Origin of the sequence: Bacillus cereus group sp. BceL291 (assembly GCF_051776705.1) — a bacterium.
Taxonomy (GTDB): domain Bacteria; phylum Bacillota; class Bacilli; order Bacillales; family Bacillaceae_G; genus Bacillus_A; species Bacillus_A cereus.
This window is the reverse complement of sequence record NZ_JBPWAP010000092.1, coordinates 1-15,016: the sequence shown is the minus strand read 5'-3', so window position 1 is coordinate 15,016 and position 15,016 is coordinate 1. Positions and strand designations below refer to the sequence as shown.

Here is a 15,016-nt window from a genome sequence, read left to right as displayed (position 1 = left end):
AGGTTTATTTGGTATGCCCATTTTTAAAGATACCAAATATTTCGAGAGTTTTTTGGTTATATGAACGAAAGTTCATTGTGTTTCCATTCTTAAGTGGATAGGCATGGGGTATGGAATAAGTTTGTAAAATGATGTGCTTATGTAATAAGACATCTGAATATACTGTTGGGACAAGAAGTGGGGGAGAAGAAATGGTTAATGTTCAAGTGTATGGGACGAAAGTAATTTGTGCGAGCTGCGTTGGAATGCCATCTTCAACAGAAACGTTTGAGTGGTTACAAGCGGCAATTGGTCGTAAATATGAAGGACAAGAAAATAAATTTAATTTCGAGTATATTGATTTCCAAGAAGAACAAGAAGATGCGGATAAAAAAGCATTCGCAGAGCGCGTAGTGGAAGAAGATTTATTTTATCCGGTCGTTCTTGTAAATGGAGAAATTGTTGGAGAAGGAAATCCTCGTTTGAAGGATGTTTACGAAGAAATCGAGAAATATTTATAAAACAAGAAGTCTTTGCGAATTTGCAAAGGCTTTTTTTATTGGAGGGATAGATATGAAAAATGGAGTGAAGCATGCGTTACCAACGGAAGTAGAGCAGTTAATGGAGCGGTACACAGTAGAATTAAAAGAAATTTTTTTGGATGAAAAAATAGTCGGGGTATATATTTACGGATCCATCGCACTAGGTGCATTTCATAAGGAAACGAGCGATGTTGATTTTGTTACAGTGATAAATGATTCCGTGAATGGAGCTGAAAAACAGCAGCTTGTGGAACTACATAAGAAACTTAGTGATAATATGCTAGGTAAAAGAATGGACGGTATGTATATTCCGCTTGCTGACTTAGGGAAATACAATGATGAAATGAACGAGTACGTGTATTGTGCAGATGGTAAAGCTAATGTTGGTCATTGGGACATTAATGCGGTCACATGGTGGACGTTGAAAAATCAAGGCATTACAGTTACCGGAAAAGAAGCAGAAGATCTTCCGCTACAAATACAATGGAATGATGTAGTAAATACGATGAAATATAACGTAGAACAGTACTGGAGTGAAAAGGCGAAGAAGCCATATTTATTTTTTATAGAAGGGTGGGTAGAATCAGCTGTCGTTACGATGGGACGTATTTTATATACACTAGATCATAAAACAATCGTTTCAAAAGATAGAGGCTTGCAATACTTGTCAGAACGTTCAGCGGAAGAATGGGAGCTTTTATTAAAAGAAGTAGCTAGAATACGGCAGAACCCAAAAGAAAAGCGAATGATCTCAAGGTGGAGAAGGGCAGATATGACGAAGAGGTACTTACTGCATTTAATTGAGATGTGTAGAGAGAAATGGTAGGGAAGAAAATGGACAATACAGTGGGGGGTATTGTCTTTTTTATTTTGTAGTAGATAGAAAAGTATTTACAAGTATTGTGTAGAGGAAAAATAATAGAAAAAAATATGTGCATGGGGGAAGATGATGAGTAAATATAAATTACATATAGATAGAGAACAATTATGGAAAGGATGCGTTTTAAATTCGATTGCCCATGCAATTAATGTAGCGCATTGTCCAGATTTCTCACATGAAAGTTCATGGGATGGATTTAACTATAGTATGCAAGATAGCCAAGGCGGACAAGGGGCAATTACGTTTCATCCGAATTACACGATTGTATGTCTTCAAGATGTGAATAGTGAGAGAATGGATGAGTGGATTGATGCGAAAAGTTATTTTGAAGGGGCACCTTCGGAAGTAATAGATATTGCGAAAGAAGAAGCACTTCAATACGTATTAGAAGAAGTAGAAGGCGAAACAGTTCCTTTTATTACAACTGCATTTTGGATTGAGGATAGTGGTGCGTATTCAATTGATTCATTTGAAGAGATGGAAGAGCACGGTGGATTCTTATTAGAAATTCCATTACTTGATACAGAATCAGCAATGGAAAGACTGGAAGAAGAGTATGAACTGACAGAGGAACAAATAGAGCTTTTACAACTCGTGTATGAGAAAAAAATCCAAAGGCCAAATGAGGAAATTAAGTTGTCTAAAGAAGAAGTAGCAATGATTGGAACGGAAGATAGCGAAGGATTGGAAGTTAGTAAGGAGTCATTTGAAGAAATGAATATTACTTGGGAGTTGTAGGGGGGATAAAATATTTCTGATTTAAAAAGTTACAAGAAGAATATAAAGCACTAGTAGAAAGCACAATGTGAAATTACATTGCGCTTTCTACTAGTTTTTTCATATACATATCAACTTCGTGAAAGAATATGGGCTCTTTTTCCTTAGTATTCAGATGCACGGTGCAATGTAAATATTGCTGTAAGTAGCGATTAGCTTGTTCGTACTGTTTTAATTTGTAGAAAGAAAAACAAGTAAGAAGTAGAAACGCTTTTTCTTCTAATATTGGAACGACAGCTAGTACCGGAGTAATGGAATGTATATTTATTTCCACTAAATTTTCATAAGATGTCCACGTTTGAAACCAGTCGAAAATAGTAGAAAGGTAACCCGGAATGTTGATAGTTTCATGTGAAACATTATGCAGAGGAAGTTAATAATGAACTATTCATGAGTTGTGTAAGTGGAAATATGTTTGAAATAGTAGAAGGCTAATTTGTGAGCTCTTTTAAGTCGAGATGTTTGTTTTAAAATAGTAGTATATATTCACTAAAAAAGATGTATAAAAATGATTTTGATGCATCCTTTTTAGTGAATATATAAAATAATTAACTTAGTGTATTAAATATATGATACATGATTATTTTAATATATTTAAAAGTAAAATGAAATAAGAAACGGATAATTGTCGGAATATATTCGATTTCCGTTCATTTTTATGAAATATGTGTACTTTTTGTTAGATTCCTTCATTTTGTGCATATACAATAAATGTATATAGAAATAAGAAAAGGATGATGTACGTGAAGGACACTGTTTTAAAAGAAACGATTTCTCCACAAGAATTACATAAAGTTGTTCAAAAGAATACAGCTTATTATGACTTTAAGTGGGGGAAAGTAGAAAATCCAGCGCAAGGGAATACATGGAATTGGGTAGCCTTTTTCTTCCCAACTTTTTGGTTAGCTTATCGAAAAATGTATAAGTTATTTATTATATTTGCGTTATTGGCTATACCTAGTATAGTTATACCCCCTTTTATAGATATTCCAGATGGTATTTATGTAACATTTAATTTAGCTCTTCAATTAGGAATGATGATATTTACTGGATGGCAAGGAAACCGTTTATATTACAAGCATGCTGTTCGTGTTTTTCGTAAGGGAGAAGATTCGTCTGATCATGAGAAGGCGTATTTCTTACAATCAAAGGGTGGCGTAAGTATTGCTGGTATGATTGGTTTACAGGTTATAGTCGGGATTGTGTTTGGGTTAGCTGCGCTCGGGCTGTCCTTTTTACCAACTGAACCGAATATTAAAAACGTTGTTCGTTCAAGTGGTGAAGGGGTTACTTTAGAGATTATGACTGATAATCCAACTTGGAAGTTTGTTAAGAAAGAAAAAGATTATGACGTAGTAGAGTTTACTGGTTATGATTATACAGAGAAGAAAAACGTGAAAATTAAATTTGCTGTTTATTTCGATGAAGATTATTTCGAGTGGCAAGAGGTATATGAAAATAATAAGAAGTTAAGTGAAGAAGAAGTGGAAGAATATCAAATTTACATTGAAGAAAATAATTTGGGTTTCTAGAGAGAACTCGTTCATTTTGAAAAGAAGAATCTTGTGAAGGTTCTTCTTTTGTTTATTAGGGGGAGAGAAATGATTTCAGCATTAATAGAAGCTCTAATAGGATCTATTAGTTTAAGTACGGGTTTACACACGAAAAAGATTGATGTTAACATACGTTACTTGCAGCAGTATGAATGGTTTCGAATGATATATGAAGACGAGAAGTATCGAAAGTTATTTATTACGAACTACAAAGTTCGCTCATATTTACAAAGTAAGCTAAGAGTTCGATTGCTCGTAAAAAATAAAAATGCACAACGAAGATTTTTAAAATTAGTAGAAGAGCAAATAGAAAAACGGCATACAAATTGAAATTTTGTAAAATACAATAAAAAATGAGAATTTGAGGTAGGGTTGTCAATAACGTGAGACTATGGCACTATAAAGAAATGCTATACAAATTTTATTTATCGAGATGTAAACATCAATTTTGATTTTTACGTATAAATAATGAACGGAGGAAATGAATTTATGGCTACTTTACCAAATTGTCCAAAATGTAATTCAGAATATACGTATGAGGATGGCGTTCTTTTCGTATGTCCAGAATGTGCTCATGAGTGGGGCCAAGAAGCAGAAGCTGAAAACAATGATGGTGCAAAAGTTGTAAAAGATGCGAACGGAAACGTTCTTCAAGATGGCGATGCTGTTACTGTTATTAAAGATTTAAAAGTAAAAGGAACTTCTTCAGTTGTGAAGATCGGTACGAAAGTAAAGAGTATCCGTCTAGTTGATGGCGATCACGATATCGATTGCAAAATCGACGGTTTCGGAGCTATGAAGTTAAAATCACAGTTCGTTAAGAAGGCATAAGTAAATAGAAGAGGAGGCGAATAGCCTCCTCTTTTTATTATGTCACTTTTTGTCGGTAAATCGATATTTCGTACAAAATCGTTGATATATTCTGAGTTATGATAGATATATTTGAAAAATCGTTGATATATTGCAAGTTATGATAGATATATTGAAAAAATCGTTAATATAATTTCACTCACCGAGAACGATGCAGCATTTACTGAGCGAAAGTTACTATTTACCTCGCATCATAGTCAACCTCTTTCAACTGACATCGCTTATTAAAGAACGTTTTATATCCAAGCTGTAAAAAAATAATGACAGCAAAGGCAGTACTTCCAGAAATACCGAGTATGATGGCGATTTGATATTGAATGGCTGTGAATGGTGATACACCGGATAATATTTGACCAGTCATCATGCCTGGTAAGCTTATAATTCCCATTCCGACCATAGAATTAATTGTTGGTAAAATAGCAGAGTCAAAAGCGTCTCGAATGAGCGGAGCAGCAGCTTCTTTCGGTGTTGCGCCGAGCATAAGTGCACCTTCAATTTGACCTCTTTGCGATTTCATATTATTTAAGAACGTATTTGCACCAAGAGAAACACCAGTCATGGCATTCCCAACTAACATTCCTGTAATAGGGACGATATATTGCGGAGCATACCAAGGGTCATGACCGATAATAACAAAGATAAATAGTAGAAGTGGCCCAATTGATCCGGCGACCATGGAAAGGGCGGCTACTCGTTTTAATTCTTTAGACATTGGGATGTTAACTCGTTTATAAATATTAAAAATTGCAAAGGTAGTAATAGAAGTGATGAGAGCGATTGTATAAAATGGATTACTGTTTTCAAATACGTATGTAAGGACATATGCAACAAGTACGAGCTGAATGGTCATACGGAATGTTGCGAGCGCGATTTGTTTTTCGCGAGGTATTCCTTTTAATTTTACAAGTCCAATTAAAATAAGAATGAAAATATAGGCAGCTGCAAGTTGCCAAATTTGGAGTTCAATAACGCCCTTCAACTGAGAGCACTTCCTTTCTAGTTGCACCCTTTGTTTTGCTAATTTCAATAATATCATCTGCAATTTCTTCTGGAAGTTGTTGCGAGTGTGTGATGAAGATAACTGTTTTTTTCTTTTTTCGTGCTAGTTCAGTAAATTGTTTCATAACGCGGCGTTCTGTATCACTGTCTAATGCTGAAGTGGGTTCATCTAATAAATAGACAGGCGGATCCATAAGTACGATACGTGCAAAGGCAAGTCTTTGTTTTTCACCGCCGGATAATGAGGAGGTGCTATCTTCTAATTGCTTGTCTAAGCTAACGGTTTGTAATGCACTCCGCAGGGCATCATCATTTGGAAATGGTTTTTCAGAAAGACGAAGTCCCATTAATAGGTTGTCTTTAACGGTTCCATCAAAAATAGGTGGAGTTTGCCCAAGCATAACTACGTCACGACGTAATTGAATAGGGTAATAATCAGAAATTAACTTTCCGTTATATTCAATTGTACCGGATGTTGGGGATTGTAAATCGTTTAACATGCGAAGTAATGTGCTTTTTCCGCTTCCGCTTTCACCGATAATACAAGTAATCTTTTCTTTTTGAATCTGTAAATAAGGAATGTGTAGTATATCTTTATATATAACGTCTTTTAATATAAACATAAATCGCTCCTTTCTGATTCTAGTTATATCGTATCAAAAAAAGAGGGAAAAATGGTTATAACGAACAACGTTTTTTCTTCGTCTTGAGTTTTATTAATAAGTTAAGTAAACGATCTAATTCTTGGCTGAAAGAAATCACTTTATCATGAGTGAATCCGTATCGTTCAACGAGATAGATCAACTCTTTCTTTTTCGCTTCTATTCGATTGTTTAGTTTCGATAAGTTCATAAGTGGAATGTAATGCCTCCTACAAAAGTATTTATCACATAAAAAATAAGACCGAATGAATTCGGTCTTAAAGGAAAGAATAAAACAACTTACAAATAGCATACAATGTTTATCAATATTTTTTAATATAAAAATGAAAAATAAATCATTATAAATATTGAGAAAGATGTGTCTGATAATTTTTAAAAACTGATGTAAAGAGGCTACCTACATCATAGACAGCCTGTAAAGTATTAACCTTTATGATATTTGTACATCCAAAGAAGACCAGATTTTAATAATCTCGGTACACGTCCCATTAATGGTTGGTTTGCTAGTAGACCAAAGCCGTGCTTCTTACCAAGAGATCCTAGAACACCTTTTAATTTAATAACAGGTAGTTCATCCGGGAGTGGTTCATTATTCCAACGTTTTAATAATATTTGGACAATTTGTTCTCCTTGACCTTCAGCCAGTTGGGCAGATGGTGCATGTGGAAGTGCTGCGCAATCTCCTACAACGTAAACATGATCGTTATTTGGAATATTATGATATTTAGTTAAGACAACCCGTCCGCTACCATCTTGTTCAACTGGAAGGTTTCGAACAACTTCATTTGCTTGAATACCAGCTGTCCAGACGATTGCATCACATTCAAGTGGTTCATCGTGGTTGTACACAATATTTGGTTCTACTTTTGTAATGTTAGAGTTTCGTATAATGTTAACTTTATGCTTTACAAACCATTCTTCTACGTATCTACTTAATTTCTCTGGATATGGGAATAAAATTCTATCTTTTCGATCAAATAAATAGATTTTTAAATCAGAACGGCTTTCACGAAGTTCACTTGCTACTTCAACGCCACTTAAGCCAGCACCAACGACAGCTACTGTTGCATTTGGTTCTAGACTATTTAATTGTTCATATGTCTTACGTGTTTGTTCAATTGATTGTAGACTATGTGTATATTCTCTAGCTCCAGGAACGTTATGATATTTATCTTCACAGCCAAGTCCGATAATTAAATCATCATATTGGATCGCTTCGCCGCCATCAAGATGAACAGCTTTTTCTTCGAGGTCAATATTTGTTACTGTGCCGTATTGAATATTGAGGCGTGGGTGTTCAGGAAACGGTATACGAATATGCGTTTCTGAAATAGTACCCGCAACTAATGCATAATATTCAGTTTTGAAGCAATGATATGGTACTTTGTCGATTAATGTCACTTGTACATCATCTGGAAGTTGGTTGCTTGGAAGTAGCCTTTGCAGAATTCTCATTCCACCGTAGCCGCCACCTAGTATTACGAGGTGTTTCATGATGGATTACCCCTTTTCTGTTGAAATATCCCCTAATCATAAAATTTTATATTAATAAAATATTTTGACTTTACTCAATCAAATTATATCGAATTTGTGAACAAATAACAATGCATGAATGAATACTCTGTTGTACAATAAGAAGAAAAGTAAACTGTTTTTCTTTTTAAGTTACTCTTTCATTGTAAGTAGCATGTTATATAGAAGAAATCATCTACTTTGAAGTGAAGTAATGAAGTAACTAAATAGTTTAGACTGTGTAACGAAAACAACAAGAAACAGCTTAGTTTTCTTCTTATAGATAAAGTGAAAAGGTAATTTGTTTTGTAGTACAGGGGGGAGAATTTTGATTAAACCATTAATTGAATTTTGTGTAGGTAACCTTGCAAGTGGTTCACAAGCAGCTCTAGAAAAATTAGAAAAAGATCCGAATTTAGATGTAATGGAGTATGGTTGTTTAGGATATTGTGGCATTTGTTTTGAAGGACCATTTGCACTTGTAAATGGTGAAGTTGTACAAGGTGCAACAGTAGAAGAGCTTGTTAATAATGTATATGAGTATTTGGATGAAAATCCAATGTTTTAAGGTGTTGCGAATTAGCAGCACCTTTTTCATTAGATAAAACTTTATTTCGTGGGGAAGACTAATACTGAGTATTAGTCTTCCCCAATCGAAAATAGTAGGATAAATAAAAAAAGGCCCTTTTTAGAAGGGCTTTTTTCTTACACAAATTGTGTAAGAGTGGCTCATTGCCAAACGTTGTCAAATATGAGAAACGGGGGACATTCATATTGTGTTCTAAAAGCATGCATTTTATACTTAACATAACAAATTATTTTTGGAGTGAATATAAATGAGCCAATTTTCTTTTACAAAAATGCATGGTCTTGGCAATAGTTATATATATGTAAATATGTTTGAAGAGCAAATTCCTGAAGAAGATTTAGCCCTTGTGGCCGAAAAGGTTTCAAATATTAATACTGGTATTGGAGCAGACGGGATGATTTTAATTTGCCCTTCAGACGTAGCTCCGGTGAAGATGCGTATGTTTAATAATGATGGTTCTGAAGGAAAGAGCTGTGGTAACGGTTTACGCTGCGTAGCGAAATATGCGTATGAGCATAAACTAGTAGAAGAAACAGTTTTCACAATTGAAACGTTAGCTGGTATTGTAACGGCTGAAGTAACAGTAGCAGATGGTGTCGTGACATTAGCAAAAATCGATATGGGAGCACCTCGTCTAACACGTGCAGAAATACCGATGCTTGGTGAAGGTGAAACACCATTTATTCGTGAAAACTTCTTATACAATAATCATCGTTATGCATTTACAGCTGTTTCAATGGGAAATCCGCATGCGGTTATTTTTGTTGATGATGTAGAAAAAGCACCTCTTACAACACTTGGACCAGTTCTCGAGACACATGAAATGTTCCCAGAGCGAGTAAATGTTGAGTTTATCGAAATTTTGAATAATGACGAGATGAACTTCCGCGTTTGGGAACGTGGATCTGGTGTAACGCAAGCTTGCGGAACAGGAGCGTGCGCTGCAGTTGTAGCTGCTATTTTAAATGGAAAGATGGAACGTGGTAAGGAAATTACAGTCCATTTAGCTGGCGGCGATTTAATGATTGCGTGGACTGAAGAAGGAAACGTGTTGATGAAAGGACCTGCGGAAGTAATTTGCCGCGGAGTGTATGAGTACAAGATAGAAGCGTAAAGATGTATAATGGACTAAGAACAGAAAGGAAGGTGTATTTCATGATTGAAGTAACAGAACAAGCAGCTTTTCAAATTAAAGATATGTTAAAAGATGCTGAAGATGGAGAGAAGTATGTGCGCCTTGCTGTACACGGCGGCGGATGTAGCGGTCTTTCTTACGGCTTAGGATTTGAAGTAGAACCAAAAGAAGACGACACAGTGCTTGAGTTTTTCGGTGTTGAATTTGTTATCGATACAGAAAGTGCTCCAATTGTTAAAGGAGTAAAAATTGACTATAAACAATCTATGCTTGGCGGCGGATTCACAATCGACAATCCAAACGCAATCGCATCATGCGGATGTGGATCATCTTTCCGTACAGCATCGAATGCTGGTAAGCCAGAAGAGTGCTAAGTTTTTAGCAGAAATAGAGAAAGACCTTTTTAGCGATAGAATAAAATCGTTAGAAAGGTCTTTTCTTTTTGCGTTAAAACAGGAAATGTATGTAAAGTTACTTTAGATCTTAATTTAAATATTATTATATATGGTATATATGATTAATGCTGTGAATTCGAGATTCATATTGTTCATTTTAAGATAAGATTATGTAGAAAAAATGTAAATGATTAGCAAAAATATACTATTTATTAGTTATATTTAATGTTAATATTTGTAACGAAGATGATTGGCGAGGGCTGATTAAAGTTTCACTTTATACAAAAAAGGTGCATGAGCGAGAAGGCTATAGCAAATTGTATAGAACTGAATAGTTCCGTATTAATTAAAATACGTTGATTATTAGATGTAAAAAACACGGGGGGGATTAGAGTGAAGTCATTTAAGAGAGTACTTATAGTAGGGATGGCGTTGACTACAGTATCGATTTTGGGAGCTTGTTCTAGCGATACAGACGTATTAACAAAAGCAGGAGCAAAGCAACCAGCGAAGGCGGAAGGTGAAGTACTAAAAAATCAGAAGAAAACACCTATGACTACGAGCAAACGTGAAAGTATTAAAAATGAGGATGCACCATCATCACAAAAGCGTTATATTTCTCATGATGAATCTCAAAAGATTGAGGAAGGTATGACGTATACGGATATTCTTAATACGATTGACTATGGTGGTGAGAACATAAAACATTATAATAACCATGAAAAACGCGTATTTTATACTGAAAAAGATACGGATGGTACATATGAAATTATGGTTGAATTAAATACATATGGTTACGTTGTAAATATTGAACGTACTGCTATAAAGGATGAAGATAAAGATACAGATAAAGAGAATCAGGTATTTACGAAACGTAGTGAAGAGCCTGTAAAGGAATATGAAGAAAAAAACGATCGTGTACCGTGGTATAAAGATGTAAATAACAATTCGGCAGCAGTAAGTTACAATCATTATTTGAAAATCAAAAAAGGTATGCCCGCGAATCAGGTAAAAGCTGCAATTGGACAGCCACATGTGATTGAGAAATATAAATCTTATTCAGTATATGACTATACTGGTTATGGTGGAGAAGGATCATTACGTGTAATCTTTGAACCGAATGGAACTGTTACGGATGTAGTGGAAGAAGGTTTACCACGATAATAAATTAGTTACGGGAAGAATTGTAGTAAAGTTGTCTTTGATTTTATAAAGTTTTTGGGAGCATCTCCGAATATAGGTGAAAAAATAATTCTCTTAGCCATGTTAACTACAGTATTAGTATTTACCGAAGTTTCTTCCAAATTCAATAGCGTTATCGTGGATGTTGTTGTCGTATTATCTTTGTTGATATATACCGCAGTAGGGCAGAAATTGTAACTGGACGCGGAGGAGTAGCAGCTTCCTTTTAAAAGAAGGAGGAAAATATGATGGAGGATATTCTTGAATTTATAGGGAGATACGTAATTAAACCTATTATTAGTTTAGTGAGATATCTTGTAATAGAGATTATAATTGAGGGCATAATAGAAGGCGTAATAAACGGTATAAGGAAATTACGTGATAAGTGGCGAAATTGGCGTGAAAGACGTTATTGGCGGTAGTGTAGCTGATGAGCGTGAGAAACAAAAACGTTATACAGAAGCTTAATGGAATGACAATTTCTAAAGTGAAGAAATAATTATTATCTTACAAAAGTGTAATGTTCATGTCATGTTTTTGAATTTCTTCTTTAAGCTCCGGGCTTTAAGATAAGAATATAAGAAAAAACATATGAGGTGAAGGAAATGAAAAGATACATTGCACTATTTAGTATTTTAGTTGTATTTGCAAGTTTGTTAGTTGGTTGTGATTTAAACCGTATGGGTAAAGATGAGTACTACGTTCAAATTACGACTGATGGAATTGAGAAGAATGAAAAAGCTGATGGCGGTCAGGTGCATAAATCATTTGAGTATAAGTTACCTGCATTTGATAAAGAAGGTAAAGAAAAAGAGTTAGAATTTACAGCTATTAAAAATCTTCGTAAAGAAGCATTCCTACGCGTATACCACTCAGATAAAAAAGGTGTAACAGCTTGGGAAGAAGTGAAAAAAGACGAGCTTCCAGCGAAAGTGAAAGAAAAACTAAGTGTGAAATAAGACAGATAAAAAGGAATTGACGAACAGGGTCAATTCCTTTTTTTGTTTTCAAATTCTTCTTCTGAAATGACTTTAAATCCGTGTCTTTTAAATAAAGCAGTTGTCACTCCGAAACCAGTTTGCTTATTACCGTTAAATTCTCCAGTGTAAATCGTAGAACTACCACAAGATGGGCTGCGTTCTTTTAAAATAATATATTCTGGGTGTAAATCTTTAATTTGTTCTAATGCTTTATAAGCACCATTTACGAAAGCTGCTGTGACATCTTCACCATTTTTTGTTATCACTTTCGCTTTTCCGTCTAAAACGTCGTCGCCATTCCCGCCAATAATTTCAGCGGAAGGACGAGGTGTTGGTAGTCCTCCTAATACTTCAGGGCAAATGAGGACTGTATCTTCTTTTTGCAGAAGCTCCTCTATTTTTGAAACAAGATTGTCATTCCCGTCATAACGGCAAGCAATCCCACCTAAACAAGCGCTAATTACGATCATATTTTCATCTCCATTAAAAAATATTAACTATCACGCCAATTTCGCTTCCTGCCTCTTACTTATAAATGAGGTGATATAAATGGGAAGCTTATATAATTTAATGAAACCATATAGTGAATTTCGAAGTAAAGAAGAGTTTAATACATATCAAAAACAAGTTTTGAAGTGCTACCGATTTCAATTGAATAAAACTGATTCTATCATTATTCATTTTTTAGGAAAATATGCGGTGAATGAGAAACAAAAAACAGTAGGGGTTGCTTGTCCATTAATGGGGACGATTGCGACGAATGTTGGAAAGAGTATTCGTACAGTACGCCGTTCAATTGCAAAGTTAGAGGAACTAGGAATTATAAAGCGTGTTGCAACAAAAGAAAGGCATAAACGCGGCGGGTATAGTGCGAACTTATATGTATTTCTTACATCTGCGATTGACCGCATGGATGACCGTATGAAAATGTCCGCTTGTAAAACTGAGGATAATGCAACTGGCTGTAGTAAAAATGAGCAAAAAATTGCTGGGAAAACAATTCTTTCTAAAAACATTTCACAAATAAAAGAGAAAAGAAAAGGAACGTATGAGCTTGATGAGACGTATTGCCGTCATGATATACCGAAGCCTTTTATATACGCACTGGTGCCGATGACGAGTAATCCGAAGAAAATTAATATATTTTGGAGTAAGGTCGAGCTTGCGTATAAAAAGAGTGGGTTACTAGAACAAGGTGTTTTACTAGAGCAAATATTAGCTGACGAAGAAGTGTATGGAAATTTAATTTGGCGCGTGAAAAGTGTTGTAAGAGCATATAAATATGGGGAAATTCGTAAAGACATTGGGGCACTTTTATACAGTACAGTGCGAGATTTATTTTTAGAGGTTGGATTAGAATGGGGAGCAGCATTAAGGAGAAGTAAGGGAATATCACTATTTGATCCATTCAAAAAAGAGCCATGCGTATAATACATGACTCTAAGTGGCTAATCGAACTTCCTTACAACTGGAACACGAATCGCTACAAATAGTACGAAGACGATAACAGCTATTGCACCACTTTTCATAACGGTTACGATTGGAATTCCCATTGCAAGTGCAAGTGATGTGAATGCATAAGAGAGCGGGATAAAGCCCATTGATGATAGCATAAGTAAACTCATTACGCGTCCCATCATTTCTTCTTTTACTGTCGATTGAATCATTGCCATAAGCGGTACAATCGCCATTGCGATTGTAATACCATAAAACATGCCGGCTAATAGTGCTTGCCAAAGTACGGTGCTAAAGTTGATGGCTAAGAAGAATACACCAGACAATAGCATCATGATAATACAAAATAGACCGCGTCTACGATTAATATTTTTTAAACCTACAATGATAGCACCGATTGCCATTCCGCCGCCTACAGATGCTTCTAAGTAACTAAACTGGAGCGAATCACCATGCAGAACGTTTTTAACAAAAAGAGGGAAACCAACTTGCATCGGGCCGATTAAAAATAAGTTTAAAAAAGCGCTACAAATAAGGAAAGTTGAAAGGAATGGCGATTCCTTTACATATAAGATTCCTTCTTTAATGGAAGTGAACATACCTTTATCTGTATCTTTTTGTTCTGGCATCGTAAATTGTATTTTTTGAACGAGTATGGCAGCGACAATCAGTAATAAAATCGTAATGGAAAAGATTGTCTCATAGTTCGTAAATTTAATGAGAATACCACCAAGTACAGGGCCTAAGATGACCGATGCTTGGTTCGTCATTTGTGTAAGTGAATTTGCTTGTGTTAACCGGCTTTTTTCTACCAATTCCGGTAAGATAGATCCATCCGCTGACCAGAAGAAAGCATCAGCAAGTCCAAAGAATAAAGCGAATAAAGCAAATGTATATAGTGTTACATCACCGACAATGAACCATGTGAGAATGGTTGCGACAAGAATCGCTCGAATGATATTGGAGTAAAACATAATGTTTTTTTTCGGGAATTTATCAGCTACAGCGCCGCCGACAATCATAAAAATAAGCCTTGGAACACTAAGGGCTACGAAAACAACACCGAGTGAAGCTTCAAGGTTTAATGTTTTTGCTATGTACCACGTTTGTGAAAAAGTAAAAAAGGCTAAAGCAAAGCTTGAAAAAAGAGTAGCTGCCCAAAGAAAAAGGAAATTCGTATTTTTTAATAACGGTTTTCCGCTTCCTTCTAAAGCAGTTTTATTTTGTTGTAGTTCCTCCATATTGCTTCCTTTCTATGTGACGAATTTAAACTAAAAAACCTATTAACAATCGTTTTATACAGTTTCTAATATTTCTATACTGCACTTTCTCATTGTAGACAATAATAATGAATTTGCCCAGTAGCTATTTAACGACAAAAAAAGATGCCGAATGTGGTATTATCCCCTATAGGTAGACAGTAAAAAAAGAGTCCATCTGATATGATGGACTCAATACTGTTTTATCTGGAGGGGATTTTTTTATGGCAAGAAAAGGACAATCATT

At 35.2% G+C, this 15,016-nt stretch carries 18 protein-coding genes and 2 pseudogenes; 13 read left to right on the top strand and 7 right to left on the bottom strand.

Annotated features, from left to right (window positions below):
* The first annotated feature begins 191 nt into the window (after positions 1–191).
* From ACS2CR_RS30070 to ACS2CR_RS30060, 3 genes are all read left to right on the top strand, one after another.
* Entirely contained in the window at positions 192–500 is a 309-nt protein-coding gene (locus tag ACS2CR_RS30070) for a YuzD family protein (RefSeq protein ID WP_000248588.1), read from the top strand.
* 52 nt (positions 501–552) lie between these two features.
* Entirely contained in the window at positions 553–1,347 is a 795-nt protein-coding gene (locus tag ACS2CR_RS30065) for a nucleotidyltransferase domain-containing protein (RefSeq protein ID WP_053514391.1), read from the top strand.
* Positions 1,348–1,470: 123 nt separating this feature from the next.
* Positions 1,471–2,139, top strand: coding sequence for a hypothetical protein (locus tag ACS2CR_RS30060; RefSeq protein ID WP_053514375.1), 669 nt, complete (start codon positions 1,471–1,473; stop codon positions 2,137–2,139).
* A gap of 73 nt (positions 2,140–2,212) precedes the next feature.
* Here the strand turns inward: ACS2CR_RS30060 and ACS2CR_RS30055 are convergent.
* Positions 2,213–2,545: pseudogene (locus ACS2CR_RS30055) on the bottom strand (DUF4304 domain-containing protein); the annotation flags it as partial.
* A gap of 367 nt (positions 2,546–2,912) precedes the next feature.
* Here ACS2CR_RS30055 and ACS2CR_RS30050 point away from each other — a divergent pair.
* The 3 genes from ACS2CR_RS30050 (at position 2,913) to phnA (ending at position 4,562) form a co-directional block, all read left to right on the top strand.
* Positions 2,913–3,710, top strand: a complete 798-nt coding sequence (locus ACS2CR_RS30050; protein WP_134995882.1) for a DUF2628 domain-containing protein — start codon at positions 2,913–2,915, stop codon at positions 3,708–3,710.
* A 69-nt stretch (positions 3,711–3,779) separates the two neighbouring features.
* Positions 3,780–4,061, top strand: coding sequence for a hypothetical protein (locus ACS2CR_RS30045; RefSeq protein WP_000622259.1), 282 nt, complete (start codon positions 3,780–3,782; stop codon positions 4,059–4,061).
* A 159-nt stretch (positions 4,062–4,220) separates the two neighbouring features.
* A complete protein-coding gene (phnA, locus tag ACS2CR_RS30040; protein WP_000212737.1) occupies positions 4,221–4,562 on the top strand; it encodes an alkylphosphonate utilization operon protein PhnA in 342 nt (113 codons plus the stop codon).
* Positions 4,563–4,782: 220 nt separating this feature from the next.
* On the opposite strand, the gene ACS2CR_RS30035 is transcribed toward phnA, so the two are convergent.
* The 4 genes from ACS2CR_RS30035 to ACS2CR_RS30020 all read right to left on the bottom strand — a co-directional run bounded on the left by ACS2CR_RS30035 (position 4,783) and on the right by ACS2CR_RS30020 (position 7,756).
* Positions 4,783–5,580: an ABC transporter permease gene (locus tag ACS2CR_RS30035; RefSeq protein ID WP_000679260.1), complete on the bottom strand. Its 798-nt coding sequence runs from the start codon at positions 5,578–5,580 to the stop codon at positions 4,783–4,785.
* Complete coding sequence (locus tag ACS2CR_RS30030; RefSeq protein WP_000470265.1) at positions 5,564–6,223, bottom strand: ABC transporter ATP-binding protein; 660 nt, start codon at positions 6,221–6,223, stop codon at positions 5,564–5,566. The genes ACS2CR_RS30035 and ACS2CR_RS30030 overlap by 17 nt, the downstream gene beginning before the upstream one ends.
* 55 nt (positions 6,224–6,278) lie before the next feature.
* Positions 6,279–6,452 carry an aspartyl-phosphate phosphatase Spo0E family protein gene (locus tag ACS2CR_RS30025; protein WP_001054089.1) on the bottom strand — a complete coding sequence of 58 codons (174 nt, stop codon included), beginning with the start codon at positions 6,450–6,452 and terminating at the stop codon, positions 6,279–6,281.
* 233 nt (positions 6,453–6,685) lie between these two features.
* Positions 6,686–7,756 carry an NAD(P)/FAD-dependent oxidoreductase gene (locus ACS2CR_RS30020; protein WP_000682077.1) on the bottom strand — a complete coding sequence of 357 codons (1,071 nt, stop codon included), beginning with the start codon at positions 7,754–7,756 and terminating at the stop codon, positions 6,686–6,688.
* 346 nt (positions 7,757–8,102) lie between these two features.
* Between ACS2CR_RS30020 and ACS2CR_RS30015 the strand changes: the two genes are divergently transcribed.
* From ACS2CR_RS30015 to ACS2CR_RS29990, 6 genes and pseudogenes are all read left to right on the top strand, one after another.
* Complete coding sequence (locus ACS2CR_RS30015) at positions 8,103–8,342, top strand: YuzB family protein (RefSeq protein ID WP_000595026.1); 240 nt, start codon at positions 8,103–8,105, stop codon at positions 8,340–8,342.
* Positions 8,343–8,610: 268 nt separating this feature from the next.
* Positions 8,611–9,477, top strand: coding sequence for a diaminopimelate epimerase (dapF, locus tag ACS2CR_RS30010; RefSeq protein ID WP_053514377.1), 867 nt, complete (start codon positions 8,611–8,613; stop codon positions 9,475–9,477).
* 41 nt (positions 9,478–9,518) lie between these two features.
* Positions 9,519–9,872, top strand: coding sequence for a HesB/IscA family protein (locus ACS2CR_RS30005; RefSeq protein ID WP_000573825.1), 354 nt, complete (start codon positions 9,519–9,521; stop codon positions 9,870–9,872).
* A gap of 414 nt (positions 9,873–10,286) precedes the next feature.
* A complete protein-coding gene (locus ACS2CR_RS30000) occupies positions 10,287–11,057 on the top strand; it encodes a hypothetical protein (protein WP_053514378.1) in 771 nt (256 codons plus the stop codon).
* 411 nt (positions 11,058–11,468) lie between these two features.
* A pseudogene (locus ACS2CR_RS29995) lies at positions 11,469–11,537 on the top strand (methyltransferase); the annotation flags it as partial.
* Positions 11,538–11,680: 143 nt separating this feature from the next.
* Positions 11,681–12,034, top strand: a complete 354-nt coding sequence (locus ACS2CR_RS29990; protein WP_000833142.1) for a YxeA family protein — start codon at positions 11,681–11,683, stop codon at positions 12,032–12,034.
* 29 nt (positions 12,035–12,063) lie between these two features.
* On the opposite strand, the gene ACS2CR_RS29985 is transcribed toward ACS2CR_RS29990, so the two are convergent.
* Entirely contained in the window at positions 12,064–12,525 is a 462-nt protein-coding gene (locus ACS2CR_RS29985) for a DUF523 domain-containing protein (RefSeq protein WP_000635484.1), read from the bottom strand.
* Between the two features lie 79 nt (positions 12,526–12,604).
* On the opposite strand from ACS2CR_RS29985, the gene ACS2CR_RS29980 reads away from it, so the two are divergent.
* Positions 12,605–13,486: a helix-turn-helix domain-containing protein gene (locus ACS2CR_RS29980; RefSeq protein ID WP_053514379.1), complete on the top strand. Its 882-nt coding sequence runs from the start codon at positions 12,605–12,607 to the stop codon at positions 13,484–13,486.
* Between the two features lie 17 nt (positions 13,487–13,503).
* Here the strand turns inward: ACS2CR_RS29980 and ACS2CR_RS29975 are convergent, their stop codons facing one another.
* A complete protein-coding gene (locus ACS2CR_RS29975; RefSeq protein ID WP_000391942.1) occupies positions 13,504–14,751 on the bottom strand; it encodes an MFS transporter in 1,248 nt (415 codons plus the stop codon).
* Between the last annotated feature and the right edge of the window lie 265 nt (positions 14,752–15,016).

What these genes read in the sequence shown, in the direction of transcription:
- ACS2CR_RS30045 (WP_000622259.1), top strand. Translation starts at nt 3,780, where the DNA reads ATGATTTCAGCATTAATAGAAGCTCTAATAGGATCTATTAGTTTAAGT.
- ACS2CR_RS30030 (WP_000470265.1), bottom strand. Translation starts at nt 6,223, where the DNA reads ATGTTTATATTAAAAGACGTTATATATAAAGATATACTACACATTCCT.
- ACS2CR_RS29990 (WP_000833142.1), top strand. Translation starts at nt 11,681, where the DNA reads ATGAAAAGATACATTGCACTATTTAGTATTTTAGTTGTATTTGCAAGT.
- ACS2CR_RS29975 (WP_000391942.1), bottom strand. Translation starts at nt 14,751, where the DNA reads ATGGAGGAACTACAACAAAATAAAACTGCTTTAGAAGGAAGCGGAAAA.
- ACS2CR_RS30065 (WP_053514391.1), top strand. Translation starts at nt 553, where the DNA reads ATGAAAAATGGAGTGAAGCATGCGTTACCAACGGAAGTAGAGCAGTTA.
- dapF (WP_053514377.1), top strand. Translation starts at nt 8,611, where the DNA reads ATGAGCCAATTTTCTTTTACAAAAATGCATGGTCTTGGCAATAGTTAT.
- ACS2CR_RS29985 (WP_000635484.1), bottom strand. Translation starts at nt 12,525, where the DNA reads ATGATCGTAATTAGCGCTTGTTTAGGTGGGATTGCTTGCCGTTATGAC.
- ACS2CR_RS29980 (WP_053514379.1), top strand. Translation starts at nt 12,605, where the DNA reads ATGGGAAGCTTATATAATTTAATGAAACCATATAGTGAATTTCGAAGT.
- phnA (WP_000212737.1), top strand. Translation starts at nt 4,221, where the DNA reads ATGGCTACTTTACCAAATTGTCCAAAATGTAATTCAGAATATACGTAT.
- ACS2CR_RS30025 (WP_001054089.1), bottom strand. Translation starts at nt 6,452, where the DNA reads ATGAACTTATCGAAACTAAACAATCGAATAGAAGCGAAAAAGAAAGAG.
- ACS2CR_RS30050 (WP_134995882.1), top strand. Translation starts at nt 2,913, where the DNA reads ATGATGTACGTGAAGGACACTGTTTTAAAAGAAACGATTTCTCCACAA.
- ACS2CR_RS30070 (WP_000248588.1), top strand. Translation starts at nt 192, where the DNA reads ATGGTTAATGTTCAAGTGTATGGGACGAAAGTAATTTGTGCGAGCTGC.
- ACS2CR_RS30020 (WP_000682077.1), bottom strand. Translation starts at nt 7,756, where the DNA reads ATGAAACACCTCGTAATACTAGGTGGCGGCTACGGTGGAATGAGAATT.
- ACS2CR_RS30005 (WP_000573825.1), top strand. Translation starts at nt 9,519, where the DNA reads ATGATTGAAGTAACAGAACAAGCAGCTTTTCAAATTAAAGATATGTTA.
- ACS2CR_RS30060 (WP_053514375.1), top strand. Translation starts at nt 1,471, where the DNA reads ATGAGTAAATATAAATTACATATAGATAGAGAACAATTATGGAAAGGA.